Origin of the sequence: Flavicella marina (assembly GCF_009193215.1) — a bacterium.
Taxonomy (GTDB): Bacteria; Bacteroidota; Bacteroidia; order Flavobacteriales; family Flavobacteriaceae; genus Flavicella; species Flavicella marina.
In genome coordinates this window covers 451,396-467,068 of the sequence record NZ_VYVA01000003.1, presented here as the reverse complement: position 1 = coordinate 467,068, position 15,673 = coordinate 451,396, and the positions used below count along the sequence as shown (strand labels likewise).

At 34.9% G+C, this 15,673-nt stretch carries 14 protein-coding genes; 10 read left to right on the top strand and 4 right to left on the bottom strand.

Annotation, left to right across the window (positions count from 1 at the left end; translation table 11 throughout):
* Positions 1-341: 341 nt before the first annotated feature.
* Entirely contained in the window at positions 342-1,010 is a 669-nt protein-coding gene (locus F6P99_RS09065; RefSeq protein ID WP_152287150.1) for a DUF4294 domain-containing protein, read from the bottom strand.
* A 174-nt stretch (positions 1,011-1,184) separates the two neighbouring features.
* On the opposite strand from F6P99_RS09065, the gene F6P99_RS09060 reads away from it, so the two are divergent.
* The 4 genes from F6P99_RS09060 to F6P99_RS09045 all read left to right on the top strand — a co-directional run bounded on the left by F6P99_RS09060 (position 1,185) and on the right by F6P99_RS09045 (position 5,487).
* On the top strand, positions 1,185-2,276 hold the full coding sequence (locus F6P99_RS09060; protein ID WP_152287149.1) for a M42 family metallopeptidase: 1,092 nt from the start codon (positions 1,185-1,187) through the stop codon (positions 2,274-2,276).
* Positions 2,277-2,343: 67 nt separating this feature from the next.
* Positions 2,344-2,886 (top strand): NUDIX hydrolase, encoded by a 543-nt coding sequence (locus F6P99_RS09055; protein ID WP_152287148.1) that lies wholly within the window; start codon positions 2,344-2,346, stop codon positions 2,884-2,886.
* An 8-nt stretch (positions 2,887-2,894) separates the two neighbouring features.
* The gene (locus tag F6P99_RS09050) at positions 2,895-4,808 is read left to right on the top strand and encodes a DUF294 nucleotidyltransferase-like domain-containing protein (protein ID WP_152287147.1); all 1,914 of its coding nucleotides are present in this window, start codon (positions 2,895-2,897) and stop codon (positions 4,806-4,808) included.
* Between the two features lies 1 nt (position 4,809).
* Positions 4,810-5,487, top strand: coding sequence for a 3'-5' exonuclease (locus F6P99_RS09045; protein WP_152287146.1), 678 nt, complete (start codon positions 4,810-4,812; stop codon positions 5,485-5,487).
* Between the two features lie 50 nt (positions 5,488-5,537).
* On the opposite strand, the gene acs is transcribed toward F6P99_RS09045, so the two are convergent.
* Genes acs through F6P99_RS09030 form a run of 3 tightly spaced genes read right to left on the bottom strand, consistent with a single transcriptional unit; the run spans position 5,538 to position 9,434 of the window.
* Positions 5,538-7,466 (bottom strand): acetate--CoA ligase, encoded by a 1,929-nt coding sequence (acs, locus tag F6P99_RS09040; protein ID WP_317162578.1) that lies wholly within the window; start codon positions 7,464-7,466, stop codon positions 5,538-5,540.
* A gap of 14 nt (positions 7,467-7,480) precedes the next feature.
* Entirely contained in the window at positions 7,481-9,169 is a 1,689-nt protein-coding gene (locus F6P99_RS09035) for a sodium:solute symporter family protein (protein ID WP_152287144.1), read from the bottom strand.
* A gap of 10 nt (positions 9,170-9,179) precedes the next feature.
* On the bottom strand, positions 9,180-9,434 hold the full coding sequence (locus tag F6P99_RS09030; protein WP_152287143.1) for a DUF4212 domain-containing protein: 255 nt from the start codon (positions 9,432-9,434) through the stop codon (positions 9,180-9,182).
* Positions 9,435-9,671: 237 nt separating this feature from the next.
* On the opposite strand from F6P99_RS09030, the gene F6P99_RS09025 reads away from it, so the two are divergent.
* The 6 genes from F6P99_RS09025 (at position 9,672) to F6P99_RS09000 (ending at position 15,370) form a co-directional block, all read left to right on the top strand.
* Positions 9,672-10,442 carry a sulfite exporter TauE/SafE family protein gene (locus F6P99_RS09025; RefSeq protein ID WP_152287142.1) on the top strand — a complete coding sequence of 257 codons (771 nt, stop codon included), beginning with the start codon at positions 9,672-9,674 and terminating at the stop codon, positions 10,440-10,442.
* A gap of 511 nt (positions 10,443-10,953) precedes the next feature.
* Positions 10,954-11,940, top strand: coding sequence for an outer membrane beta-barrel protein (locus tag F6P99_RS09020; protein WP_152287141.1), 987 nt, complete (start codon positions 10,954-10,956; stop codon positions 11,938-11,940).
* A 69-nt stretch (positions 11,941-12,009) separates the two neighbouring features.
* On the top strand, positions 12,010-12,348 hold the full coding sequence (locus F6P99_RS09015) for a P-II family nitrogen regulator (RefSeq protein WP_152287140.1): 339 nt from the start codon (positions 12,010-12,012) through the stop codon (positions 12,346-12,348).
* 33 nt (positions 12,349-12,381) lie between these two features.
* Positions 12,382-13,587: an ammonium transporter gene (locus tag F6P99_RS09010; RefSeq protein ID WP_152287139.1), complete on the top strand. Its 1,206-nt coding sequence runs from the start codon at positions 12,382-12,384 to the stop codon at positions 13,585-13,587.
* 186 nt (positions 13,588-13,773) lie between these two features.
* A complete protein-coding gene (locus F6P99_RS09005; RefSeq protein WP_152287138.1) occupies positions 13,774-14,112 on the top strand; it encodes a P-II family nitrogen regulator in 339 nt (112 codons plus the stop codon).
* Positions 14,113-14,128: 16 nt separating this feature from the next.
* Positions 14,129-15,370, top strand: coding sequence for an ammonium transporter (locus F6P99_RS09000; protein ID WP_152287137.1), 1,242 nt, complete (start codon positions 14,129-14,131; stop codon positions 15,368-15,370).
* Positions 15,371-15,673: the final 303 nt, after the last annotated feature.

Genomic DNA, 15,673 nt, shown 5'->3' with positions numbered 1-15,673 from the left:
CTGTCGCTTAGCGGCTGCAAATCTAAAACCTTTTTTCAATATAAAAAAATAAAATTTTAATTATTTTTTTAAACCTCTTAATCTTAAATCTAACCAGCATTTTAAAGAACTCTCGCCAACTAATCTAAGACTTATGCCCCGTTCGTTAGCGGCTGCAAATATACAATCAACTTTCATTCCCACAAGCCTTTTTGCAACCTTTTTTATGTTTTTTTGCATACTTTTTTTTACACCTCTTAAAACAAGCAACTTACGACTAGAAAAAAAACAAGTAAAACGAATGAAGCTAAACATATTTATAGATTCATTTACAAAAAACAACAACAAGAAAACTGATAAGATTATTTTTTATAATCTGGAGGAAAACCCAAATCCCACTTTTTCTTAATAGAAACAAAGTTAAAATCAAGTTTAGACTTATCTAAATCTATTAAATTATCACGCCAAGCACGTTGTAAAACATCTTCTATCATATAATCTTCCTGAACATTAACCGGATCATACTCATCTTTTAGAGACATCTTAAAAAGGTTCGCGGTTGTATTGTACCAAAAAGCTTTCCAACCACTTCGATACTCTTTAACCAAATCATAAGTCACCTTCCCCGTCTCTCGATGCATCAACTTAATCAACACCCTACCTTCAGTTCTAGTCAACTTCTTCAACTGTGGGGTAAATTCTTTTTCTAAATATTTTTGGACTTTTTTCGTATGTTTTTTCCTCTTACGTTTAGAGCTAATACTGTCGAGTTCTTTATTCAACTTCAACAATTCTTCAGAGGCGATTTTGGCGTAAGGGTATGCGCGTAGTACTTTTTTACGAAACCAGTAATAGTACCTCTTATTATTATAGGATGTAAATTCTAACTTTGGTAATAATTGAATTTCATCAAGCTCCAATATCAAACTATCATTTTCAAATAACGTGTACTGACTTAAATCCAAGGAGTCTTTCTCTTGAGAAAACAAAACCAAAGGTAAAAACAGCACAACAAAAAATACTCTACTCATAGTTGTATATTGATTTTCAAATTTATATAATTTAATCTTTACTGACTAGAAAAACACAACAACTCTAAAGCAAGAACAAACAACTACTGCATTTAGTAATAACAGCTATTTGAACTGAGAAAACTATTCAGTACTTTTGGAACAAATAACAATTCAAAGAGAAACCTATATTATATGAGTAAAAAATCTATACTTACTAAAGACTCGATCACTTTTTTAGAAAAATATTTAAACAATGCCTCTCCTACTGGATACGAGAGCGAGGGTCAAAAAATATGGATGGACTACCTAAAACCATATGTCGACACATTTATTACAGATGCGTATGGAACTGCTGTTGGGGTAATAAATCCTGATGCTAAATTCAAAGTAGTAATTGAAGGGCATGCTGATGAAATATCTTGGTATGTAAACTACATTACTCCTGAAGGGCTTATTTATGTTATTCGAAATGGTGGTAGTGATCACATTATCGCTCCATCAAAAAGAGTAAACATCCATACCAAAAAAGGTATTGTAAAAGGAATATTCGGATGGCCGGCAATACACACTAGATTGAAAGGCAAACAAGAAGACACTCCTAAACTAGATAATATTTTTATTGATGTCGGATGTAAAAACAAAGAAGAAGTTGAAGCTTTAGGTGTTCATGTAGGTTGTGTAATCACTTATCCTGATGAATTCATGATCTTAAACGAAAACAATTTTGTTTGTAGAGCACTAGACAACAGAATGGGTGGATTTATGATTGCTGAAGTTGCTCGTTTATTAAAAGAAAACAACAAAACACTTCCATTTGGTCTATACATCACAAATGCAGTTCAAGAAGAAATCGGACTTAGAGGTGCTGAAATGATTACCGAAACCATAAAACCAGATGTTGCCATCATAACAGATGTGTGTCACGACACAACAACTCCAATGATTGACAAAAAAACTGAAGGAGAAACAAAAAGTGGTGACGGACCCGTTATCTCATACGCTCCCGCAATACAACACAATGTACGTGAATTGATTATTGAAGCAGCAGAAGAAAACGAAATACCAATTCAACGTCATGCCTCATCAAGAGCCACTGGAACTGACACTGATGCTTTTGCTTACAGTAACGGAGGTGTACCTTCTGCATTGATATCTTTAGCATTGAGATACATGCATACTACAGTAGAAATGGTTAGCAAAGACGATGTAGAAAATGTAATCAGACTGATTTATGAAAGTTTGCTAAAAATTGAAGAAGGCGAAACTTTTAGCTATTTCAAATAACACATTTCTATTTTGCAAATAAACATCAAAGAGGTTACCTTTATACGAGGTAACCTCTTTTTAGAATATGGACGAATACATTGAACTATTAGATAACGACAACAAACCATCTGGCGAAAAATGTTTAAAATCAATTGCACACCAAAAAGGGCTATATCATGCTAGCGTACACATTTGGTTTTACACTTCAAACAAACAGCTATTAGTTCAACAAAGACACCCCACCAAAGACACTTTCCCTAACTTATGGGATGTTTCGGTTGCAGGTCACATCGCTTACAAAGAAAGACCTAAGACGGCAGCAATTAGAGAAATTGAAGAAGAAATAGGTCTCACTATCGAAGAAAACGAGTTGCGAAATATTGGCACAAGTACCCACAAAAACCAACACGCAAATGGAATAATTGATCACGAACTGCATCATATTTATATATGTAAGCTAAACGCTCCTTTAGAAAACTTAACTATTCAACAATCTGAAGTTTCTAAAATCAAGCTAATCCCTTTAGATGTTTTAAAATTTGAATTAAAAAACAACACATCGCAATACGTACCTCACGGAGAACTCTATTACAATAGAATTTTCAACGCCATCAACCAATTCGCATAAAACAGATTATGAAAAACACCATCGCAGAAAGAATAGCCGATTTTTTAAAAAATTACCCTCCGTTCAACCTTTTAAAAAAACAAGAACTAAGAGCGATCTCTGAAGAAGTTGAAGTGTTATATCTCGAAAAAGGAAAATTTATTTTCAACAAAGAAACCAAACCTCATTCGTATTTCTATATCGTAAACAAAGGAGCTGTTAAACTATCACAAGTTGACAACGAAGAACAAAATATCATTGACATTTGCGATGAAGGAGATATTTTTGGACTACGTCCATTGATGACACAAGAAAACTATCTTTTGAATGCGGAAACAAACGAAGAATCAATTATTTATGGGATTCCACTTGAGATATTTAAGCCGTTAAGCGAAAGCAACAAAAATGTAAAAAACTACCTTATCACAAGTTTTGCTTCTAATATCAAAGACGCATCCATCATAGAGGGAAGAGGAAATATCTCGTCATACATTCAAAAGGAAACAAACAATGATCTTTTCAATATACAAAATGCAAGATTCACTAAAAAGCCTATCACCTGTGAAGCAAGCACCACAGTAAAAGAAATTGCCATAAGCATGAGAGACCAACACATTGGTGCCATGGTCGTTGCAAAAAACAAAAAACCTATTGGAATAATAACAAGTAAGGATTTGCGAGATAAAGTAGCAACAGGCGATTATAAAATTTCTAGCAAAGCAGAGGATATAATGAGTAGTCCTGTCATAACTTCTACAGAGGAAATTACAATCCCTGAAGCTCATATTGCAATGCTAAAACATGCTACGAGTCATATTTGCATTACAAAAGACGGAACTCCAAAATCAAAACTCATGGGCATCTTATCACTCCATGATTTGATAGTATCTCTAGGAAACAATCCATCTGTATTAATCAAAGAAATCAATCGCGCGAAAAAATCTAAACACCTAAGAACCATTCGAGAAAAAGTACATTTACTTTTAAAAACCTACTTAGAACAAGAACTCCCTTTCCCGCATATCTTAAATATAATCTCAGAAATCAATACTGTCATTATCTCCAGAAGTATTGAACTTTGCCTAAAAAAAATGGACACACCACCTCCAGTAAAGTTCACATGGTTGTCATTAGGGAGTCAGGGAAGGAAAGAACAATTATTAACCTCTGATCAAGACAACGCATTAATTTTTGAAGATGTTCCGCAAACTAAATTCCAAGAAACACAAGAGTATTTCATCAATCTATCCATCAAAGTCGTAAAATACCTCAACACGATTGGCTACGAATATTGCCCTGCCGACATGATGGCTAGCAACCCAAAATGGTGTAACTCCCTTAGCAACTGGAAACAACAATTCAATGATTGGATCTTAAACCCAGACGGAGCAGGAACACTATTATCATCTATCTTTTTTGATTATGAATATATCTATGGAGAAAAAGAACTGACAGAAAAGCTAGGAAGAAGTCTTTTCAAAACCATCAATGAGAACAAATATTTTCTTTCTAAACTCGCAAAAGACGTAATTGACAAACCATCACCTGTTGGTTTTTTCAGACAATTTATCGTCGAAACGAATGGTGAACATCAAGAAGTTTTTAACATAAAGATTAGAGCGCTGATGCCACTGATTGATGCTGCTAGAATTTTGATTCTATTCCACAACGTAAAAAACAGCAATAACACATTGAATCGTTATAAGAAACTCGCTGAACTAGAACCTCAAAATGAAGACTTATACAATTCGTGTGCAAGAGCATTTAGAACCTTACTAAAATTTAAAACCGAACAAGGTATTATCAACAATGACTCAGGTAAATTAATCAACTTAGAATCGTTAAGTAAAACAGAAAAGCTTAAGCTAAAACGTGCATTTAAACCTATTAAGGAAATTCAAGAACTATTAATCATTCGATTCAACCTTAAACAAATGCTCTAAAATGAAATTTCCTTTTTTTAACTTCAGCAAAAAAGAATATCCAGAATTCTGGAAAAATTACTGCGCACATTTTAACTCGAAAAAACAACGCACAATTGACAACACTAGGTTTGTAGTTTTTGACACAGAAACTACGGGTTTTGATTTTAAAGAAGATCGGATTTTATGCATCGGATGCACAACTGTTAAGCAAAATAAAATTATCATTAAAGACGGACTAGAAATCTACCTCAACCAAGATGTTTTCAAAGCAGACACGGTAAAAATTCATGGAATTTTAAAAACAGAAAAAGTCACCAAACTCGAAGAAAAAGAAGCACTAATCGTATTCTTAGACTACATAAAAGATAGTGTTTTGGTTGCACATCACGCCGGCTTTGATATTGGAATTGTAAACCAAGCGTTAAAACGCCACAAACTCGGAAGACTAAAAAATGATGTTCTTGACACTGGAATACTATTTAAAAGATCAAAACACATAGTAAACATCATCGACCCGAATAAAAAATACAGCCTTGATGAAATTGCTCAAGAATTAAAGATCACGCCCAAAGACAGACATACTGCAGCTGGAGATGCTTTTATAACAGCACTTGTTTTTCTGAAAATACTACCTCGTTTGAACAAAGATGGTAAAATGAAGTACAAAGACTTATTTATCAATCCGATGAATTACTAAAAAAAGCTCCTTTTAAATAAAAGGAGCTTTTTTTTATAAAATCATTATAGCTATTTGATTACATTTTCAATTATTTCATCCACAACTTCAGGATTCAACAAGGTAGATGTATCACCTAGATTTGAAGTATCATTACTCGCTATTTTTCTTAAAATTCTTCTCATAATTTTACCTGACCTAGTTTTCGGTAGTCCAGAAACAAATTGAATCTTATCTAACTTAGCAATTGGCCCTATGTGCTCAGTAATTATCTGATTGATCTCCTTACTAACATTTTCATGTACCCTTGATTCTCCCGTTTCTTTAAGAATCACATAACCATACAAAGCATTCCCTTTGATATCATGTGGAAAACCAACAATAGCAGATTCAGACACTGCAGGATGCTCATTAATCGCATCTTCAATTGGAGCAGTTCCTAAATTATGACCTGACACGATAATTACATCGTCTACCCTACCTGTTATTCGGTAATAACCAACAGCATCTCTCAATGCACCATCACCAGTAAAATATTTTTGCTCATATGCAGAAAAATATGTCTCTTTATATCTTTGGTGATTGCCCCAAATAGTTCTCGCCATTGAAGGCCAAGGAAATTTTACACACAATCTCCCTTCTACTTGATTTCCTTGTAACTCTTCTCCATTTTCATCCATCAATGCAGGTTGAATTCCAGGGAATGGCAAGGTCGCATAAGTAGGAATCGTAGGCGTTACATAAGGCAATGGCGCAACCATAATTCCACCAGTTTCTGTTTGCCACCAAGTGTCTACAATCGGACTGTTCTTTTTCCCAACATTATCATTATACCAATGCCATGCTTCTTCGTTTATTGGCTCACCTACAGAACCTAAAACTTTTAAGGAAGTTAAATCGTATTTATTTACGAACTCTAACTTTTCTTTCGCCAAAGCACGGATTGCAGTTGGAGCTGTATAAAATTGATTCACTTTATGCTTTTCTACAACTTCCCAAAAACGACCATAATCTGGATAACTTGGAACTCCTTCAAAAAGGACTGTTGTCGCCCCGTTTGCAAGAGGTCCGTAAACGATATAACTATGTCCAGTAATCCAACCTATATCAGCAGTACACCAATACACATCATTTGATCTGTAGTTAAAAATATTTTTAAAAGTATATGCAGTATACACCATATATCCCGCTGTAGTATGAACCATACCTTTGGGTTGACCTGTAGAACCAGACGTATACAATATAAACAATGGATCTTCTGCATTCATTATTTCAGGCTCACATTCTTTAGATGCAGCATCTAACAAAGGTTGTACCCATTGATCTCTACCCTCTTTCATGTCAATATCACTATTGATTCTCTTTACAACCAATACATTTGACACACCTGGACACTCATACAAAGCCTCATCAACAATACCTTTTAGATCAATAGTTTTCTTTCCTCTGTAAGAACCATCAGAAGTAATCACCATTTTACAATCCGAATCATTAATACGAGTTGCTAAAGCAGTTGACGAAAACCCAGCAAAAACAACTGAATGTATTGCTCCTATTCTAGCACAAGCTAATACTGAAATGGCCAACTCAGGAATCATGGGTAAATAGATACAAACACGATCTCCCTTCTGAATACCTTGACTTTTTAAAACATTCGCAAATTGATTTACTCTTTCATACAATCGATTATAAGTAATATGCTGTGCTTCTTCATCCGGATTATTTGGCTCGAATAAAATGGCCGTTTTGTTTCCGTTGGTCCTCAAATGACGATCTATACAGTTTTCTGTAATGTTTAATTTTGCTCCTTCGTACCATTTAACCTCTGGTTTTGAAAAATCCCAAGACAACACTTTATCCCATCGCTTGCGCCAAACAAAATGTTCTTCGGCAATTTCTTCCCAAAAAACTTCAGGCTCTCTTACTGATTTTCTATATACCTTATAATACTCTTCTAAATGTTTTATATGATAATTACTCATCTCTTTATTTTCTTTTATTTGTTTCTATTTTTTTAATGATCATGTGCTTGACCTGCACCACTTGGTATCCTTATATTTTCAACAATATCTTGTACTTCCATTGGTGGAGCTGGTGTAAATTTTGAAATAACTATGGATATCGTAAAATTCACCAACATTGCAAACGTCCCAAATCCTTCAGGAGAAATTCCAAACCACCAATCTTCTTGTGTTCCACCCCCAAACCAACCAAACTTAAATTTGGTCATATAAAACAGCATCAACAACACTCCTACAACCATACCTGCGACTGCACCTTCCTTATTCATTCTTTTGTAAAAAATCCCCAAAACAATGGCTGGAAAAAACGATGCAGCTGCTAAACCAAATGCCAATGCTACAGTCGCCGCAACAAATCCGGGCGGATTTACTCCAAAATATCCTGCTAAAATTACCGCCAAAAAAGCAGAAACCCTAGCCGCAATCAACTCACCTTTTTCAGAAATATCTGGTTTTACTATTTTCTTTATCAAATCATGTGAAACACTCGCAGAGATTACCAATAATAATCCGGCAGCAGTTGACAAAGCAGCTGCCAAAGCACCTGCAGCAATCAAACCGATTACCCAATTTGGTAAATCTGCAATTTCAGGATTAGCCAATACCATAATATCTCTATCAACCTGTAATTCATTCTTTTCTTGATCAGCAACATATTGCACTTTCCCATCTCCATTTTTATCATTGAATTGCAACAAACCTGTCACTTCCCAATTTTCAAACCATTGCGGAAGCTCATCATACTCTTTATTACTTACAGTTTCAATTAAATTTGTACGAGCAAACACAGCAATCGCCGGTGCTGTAGTGTATAGAATCGCAATAAATAAAAGCGCCCAACCTGCAGATTTTCTAGCATCACTAACTTTTTTAACTGTAAAAAATCGTACAATGACATGGGGTAAACCTGCGGTTCCAACCATTAAGGCAGCTGTTATAAAAAACACATCCATCGTTGATTTTGAACCTGAGGTATACTCATGAAAACCCAACTCTCTGTGTAAACCATCTAATTTATCTAATAAATATACTCCTTCAGAAACTTCTCCTCCAAAACCTATTTGCGGAATCAAATGACCTGTCATTTGAAAACTGATAAAAATTGCCGGTACCATAAACGCAAATATCAACACACAATACTGTGCAACTTGCGTATATGTAATCCCTTTCATCCCCCCTAAGACTGCATAAAATAGCACAATAACCATTCCAATAAGTACACCTGTATTGATGTCAACTTCAAGATATCTCGAAAACACCAATCCAACGCCTCTCATTTGTCCAGCCACATAAGTAAACGAAATAATCAACGCACAAAAAACAGCTACAGTTCTTGCAACGTTAGAATAATATCGATCTCCAATGAAATCTGGCACCGTAAATTTTCCAAATTTTCTTAGGTATGGCGCTAGCAACAAAGCTAACAACACATATCCACCAGTCCACCCCATTAAATAAACAGAACCATCATAGCCACTAAAAGATATCAAACCTGCCATTGATATAAAAGATGCAGCAGACATCCAATCAGCAGCAGTTGCCAACCCATTCGCAATAGGAGAAACACCTCCTCCTGCTACATAAAATTCTTTCGTCGATGCTGCTCTAGCCCAAATAGCGATACCTATATATAGAGAAAAAGTCAATCCAACTAAAATCCAAATCCACAATTGTGCGCTCATAACTATCTATTTATTCGTTAACTTCATATTTACTATCTAATCTAGACATCAATCTGATATATACATATATTAGAATAACGAAAACATAAATTGCCCCTTGTTGCGCAAACCAGAAACCTAACTTGAAACCTCCAACACGTATTGTATTTAATTCATCTACAAATAAAATACCACATCCATAAGAAACCACAAACCACACAAGTAGCAATATGGCTAAATATTTCAAGTTTTCTTTCCAGTACTCTTTTAAATTCTGTTTTGACATAAAATAAGTTTAGTTTGGTTAGAAGATAAAAATATAATTTTAATTCGATAAATAAAGACGTGACTGTAAAAGAAAACAAAACACCCCCTAAATTTGAAACATACACCTCCTAGTAAAACTCTCACGAATCTAATTCATCTTCATATAAAATAAAAAAGCACTCTACGAACAACACAATAAATAGTACAAACTACACAACACTAATTTTTTAAGTATGTTTGCATTCATAATTGAGACATGGACTTTACAGAAATCTTTTTATCCAACTGGAACATCATACTTTCCTTTCTCGCAATTGCCATACTTTATGCATCTGTTGGTTTCGGAGGTGGATCAAGTTATTTAGCGATTTTAGCACTTACATCCTTAGCATATACTGAAATCAGAGCAACAGCACTTATATGTAATATTGTTGTTGTAACAAACTCATATATATTATACCATCAAAAAGGATACTACAACTATCGAAAAGTTTTGCCTCTGGTACTCATTAGTATCCCTATGGCATTTATTGGTGGTTATATCCATATTGAAGAAACACTATTTTTTATATTGCTCGGTGTCACCTTGTTCATCGCAAGCATAGCCATGCTGACAAACAAACAAGATACCCAGAAAGATGCTATACAAAAGAAAAACATTGCCACAAATCTATCTATAGGTGGAATCATTGGATTTGTTTCGGGACTGGTAGGAATTGGAGGAGGGATTTTCTTAGCCCCATTACTGCATCTAACAAAATGGGATCAATCAAAAAAAATTGCAGCAACAGCAAGTATATTCATTCTTGTCAACTCTATTGCAGGTTTGTCAGGGCAATTTTCTAACCCTAGCCTCTCACTCAACCTTTCACTGGTCTCGGTATTGGCATGTACAACCTTTATTGGAGGTCAAATCGGCACGAGGTTAAGTATGAAGTTCATCAACCCAATATCACTAAAAAGAGCAACGGGCATCCTAATTTTATTCGTATCTATAAAAATACTTGTCAAACACCTACCCGTCTAAACAAAATTACGTACCTGTAATTACGTAGTTACCAGCCTAAAAAGACATTTTTTACGTAAAAAAGACACATCTTCATAACATATCGTAACATTACATAGTAATTTTATCAAATTCTAAGTAAAAATGACTTCCTAAGAACTAGTTTAATTTGTAATTTCACAATAACACACCTTTACGCAGTATACAGAAATGACATTTAATATGGTTTAAACCTGCGTTTTATCATATTTGAATCAAACTCTTTTCAAAGTTCAAAAAAATCAAATAAAAAATAAGAAACACGTATTTTTATCATATTATCAATAAAACTTATTTTTTTCAAAATCTTTGCCATTAATTTAAGCCTTCAGAAGTTAATCAATTAGATAATTCACAAAATACACTGTGTTTTTTTAACGACACCACGTAATTAATACGTAATTTTTTGATAAATAAATTTGCAGTTACGTAAAACTACGTATATTTGCCATGTATTAATCGAAACACAATTATCAATTTAAATTATCAAAAAATGAAAAAAATTATTTTATCAGCATTATTACTTGCAAGCGCAGTTACTTTTGCACAGGAGGAAAGTCCATTAAGCATTTCTGGATCTGTTGATGTTTACGGAACAGCAAACTTTGTTGACGGAGCAGGAACTCCTGGTCTATTAATCGCTAATCCTCAAAACGCTAATGCATTTGGTTTAGGTATGGCTAACGTAGTTTTAGGATATGAAACCGAAAAAGCTGGTTTTGTTGCTGATTTAGCTTGGGGACCAAGAGCAGACGATGCGAACATGGCAGGAGCTATCAACCAATTATATGCTTACTACAATGTAAGCGACAAATTAACAGTTACAGCTGGACAGTTCAATACATTTTTAGGTTACGAAGTAATCTCTCCAGCAGTTAACTTTAACTACTCAGTATCTTACTTATTCAACGCAGGTCCTTTTTCTCATACAGGGGTTAAATTTGACTATGCTGCCTCTGAAGACTTATCTTTCTTATTAGCTGTTACAAACGCACATGGTATTTCAAGTGCTGATGGTAACGTAACTGGAGACATGCAAGTTGGTGGTCAAGTTGGATACAAAGGACAATACTTAAACATTATTTATGGTGCTACAGGTGCTAACGCAACAAATGATGATTTATACATTGACTATACTGGTGGATTCAATATTTCTGAATCATTATACTTAGGAATCAATGCTGCTTATGCAAATTCAGCAGAAGCTGACTCAGGATACACTGGAGCTGCATTGTACTTAGAGAACTCTTTCTCTGATTCTTTCGCATTAGGATTACGTCCAGAATTCTTCCAAGCTAAAGCTGCTGGAGTAACTGGAGATGTAATGGCATTGACATTAACTGCTAACACTTCTTTAACTGAGAACTTAAAAGTTATTTCTGAATTCAGATATGACTCTTCAGAAGACGGATTAATCGAAGCATTCCCTACTCAAGAAAGCGTTTCTGCAATCACTATTGCTGCTGTATACTCTTTCTAAGAAAAACAAAGTATCTATTACGGACTGTAGCAATACAGTCCGTAATTTTAAAAACATAACACTTATATCATGAAAAAAATTGAAGCAATCATCAGAAAAGCTAAATATTCTGAAGTAAAAAAAGCCTTACATGAAGTAAATGTAAACTTCTTTTCTTACTGGGACGTAACTGGACAAGGTAACGAAAAAACTGGTCAAGTTTATAGAGGAGTAGCTTATAGTACAAGTGATATCCAAAGACGTCACTTATCAATCGTAGTAAATGACGATTTCGAAGAAGCAACAATCAATGCTATCTTAAAAGCAGCATCTACAGGAGAAATAGGAGACGGAAAAATATTTGTATCAGACATTAGTGAAGCATACAGAATCCGTACTGGAGAACAAGGTGGTGACACTTTGAAATAAAAAAATTAACAAAACAACAAAAAACACTTTATTATGGAAGCATTAGGAGCATCAATGGATGCCTTATGGATCATCATTGCCGGAATCTTAGTATTCTTTATGCAAGCAGGATTTACTTTAGTAGAAACAGGATTTACACGTTCTAAGAACGCTGGTAATATCATCATGAAAAATTTAATGGACTTAATTGTAGGTTCAATCGGATTCTGGGCTGTAGGATATGCAATTATGTATGGTGAAGGATTAAACTTAGGAGGTTACCTAGGAAGATTCAGTCCATCAGAGCAAGGATATTTCTTTTTTAGCGCAGATGATTTTTACAACTTATTTTTCCAAACTGTATTTGCTGCAACTGCTGCAACTATCGTATCTGGAGCTGTAGCAGGAAGAACTAAATTTACTGCTTATGTAATTTTCTCTTTAATCATTACTACATTAATCTACCCAATCTCTGGTAGCTGGTACTGGCCATTTGACGATAACGCATGGTTAAACACTTTAGGATTTATCGATTTCGCAGGTTCTTCTGTAGTACATGCTGTTGGTGGATGGGCTGCTTTAATGGGAGCTATCTTTGTTGGACCAAGAATTGGAAAATACAAAGACGGAAAATCTCAAGCGATCCCAGGTCACAACATCTTATTAGGTGCTTTAGGGGTAATGATTCTTTGGTTAGGATGGTTCGGATTTAACGGTGGTTCTCAGTTGGCATTTAGCTCTGCTGATGACGTTACAGCTGTTGGTAGCATCTTAATTAACACAAACTTAGCTGCTGCATGTGGTGCTTTAGCTGCCTTATTGTACACTTGGTTACGTTATGGTAAACCAGATATCTCAATGACTTTAAACGGTGCTTTAGCAGGATTGGTAACTATTACTGCTGGATGTGCTAACGTTTCTGCAGGATCTGCTGCAATCATGGGATTAATTGGTGGTGTTGCTGTAGTTATGGCAATTACATTTATCGATGAGAAATTAAAAATTGACGATCCAGTAGGTGCAATTTCTGTACACGGTGTTTGTGGTACTTTAGGTACTATCTTAGTAGGTGTTTTTGCTCCTGATGGAGACATCATCACTCAAACAATCGGTGCTTTCTCTTACATGGCATGGGCAATTGTAACTTCTGCTATCGTATTCTTCATCTTAAAGAAAACTATCGGTTTGAGAGTTTCTGAAAAAGAAGAAATCGAAGGATTAGACAAACACGAACACGGAATTGGAGTTTACAACGACTAATCAATTTCAATCACATATAAATAGCGAACTTGTTTTACGGGTTCGCTATTTTTTAATACAATAGTTTCATTCTATCCTAAAAAAATCATCATATTCGATCATTAACACTTACTCTTTCTAAAAAATATTTTAACTTATGGCCTGTAAATATTCATTCCATAATTCACCACTAAAAACTTTCAAATCATGAAAAAAATTGAAGCAATCATTAGAAAATCAAAATACTCTGCAGTAAAAAAAGCACTACATGCTGTAAACGTAAACTTCTTTAGTTACTGGGACGTAACAGGTCAAGGAAATGAAAAAGTAGGACATGTATACAGAGGAGTTTCTTACAGTACTAGTGACATACAAAGACGTCACCTTTCAATTGTTGTAAATGACGATTTCGAAAAAGCTACTATCGATGCCATTCTTGGATCTGCAGGTACTGGTGAAATAGGTGATGGAAAAATATTTGTATCTGATGTAACCACTGCATACAGAATTCGAACAGGAGAAAAAGGAGAAGAAACATTAAAATAAGATAACACTATATATTATGGACACAGGATTATTTACAGCAAACAATATATGGATGATGCTATGTACTGCATTGGTATTCTTCATGCACTTAGGCTTTTCTTTCTTAGAGATCGGACTAACTAGACAAAAAAACACCATCAATATCTTATTCAAAAATGTTTTTATTATTTGTGTAGGACTACTTTTATACTGCTTGGGAGGATTTAATTTAATGTACCCAGGTGAATTTAACATCATAGGAGACGGAGTCTTAGGATTTGCTGGTTTCGGAATTGCCGCACCTGAATTAGGTATGACTCCAGAATACGCTGATGGAGGTTATACTTGGTGGACAGACTTCCTATTCCAAGGAATGTTTGCAGCCACAGCAGCGACAATTGTTTCTGGAGCCGTTGCAGAGAGAATCAAACTAACGAGTTTTATGGTTTTCACTCTTGTATACGTTGGACTAGTATACCCGATTGTTGGCGCATGGAAATGGGGAGGTGGATTTTTAGACAGCATGGGTTTCTATGATTTCGCTGGTTCAACACTCGTTCACGGTGTTGGTGGATGGGCAGCATTGGTTGCTATTTGGTTGCTAGGTGCACGTATCGGTAAATTTGACGAAAACGGAAACCCAAAAGTGATTCAAGGTCACAACATTCCACTTGCCACAGCAGGAGTTTTGATTCTTTGGTTAGGATGGTTTGGATTTAACGGTGGTTCTGTTTTATCAGCAGACCCAGAATTAACTTCTTTAACACTTGTTACAACTTGTTTGGCAGCAGCCGCAGGTGGAGTTGGTGCATTCTCTTTTTCACAAATACTTTACAAAAACTTTGATTTAACCATGTTCTTAAACGGAATACTTGGTGGGTTAGTTGGTATTACAGCAGGTGCTGACCTAATGGGACCTACTGATGCTATTTTAATTGGAATCGTAGCAGGAATCATTATTGTCCTAGCCGTTGCCATGGTTGACAAACTAAAACTTGACGATCCAGTTGGAGCCGTTGCAGTGCATTTAATTTGTGGTATTTGGGGAACATTGGCTGTTGGTATCTTCGGAGCCAAAGCTAGCGTAGAACAATTCTTAATTCAATTATCAGGAGTTGCCATCGTTGGTGCTTTCTGTTTAATAGCATCGTTTATTATATTATCAATCATCAAGAAGACTATGGGACTAAGAGTTTCTGAGAAAGAAGAGATTGAGGGTCTTGATGAGGCAGAACACGGAATGAGTGCTTATGCTGACTTCAGAATGAATGACCATTAAAACACTTATCCTATAAAGATTTGATCTTTAAAATTTAGCACAAAGCTCCTTTAACATGTTAAAGGAGCTTTTTTTATACAGGAATAGAAATTATCAAAAAATCTACAACGATGTAGTTTGATTTAAGTATTCGCAATAAAAAAGCTGCGACTACACATAAAATTAAATGTTCCCTATTTTCATATATAATATTTCAACAATCAATAATAATCCAACTACAAATTTGTAATAAATACATTTTTATTTTTTCTATAGCCATTCTATTGGTTTTTAACATTGAAATTATGTAATTTTGCGTTCTTA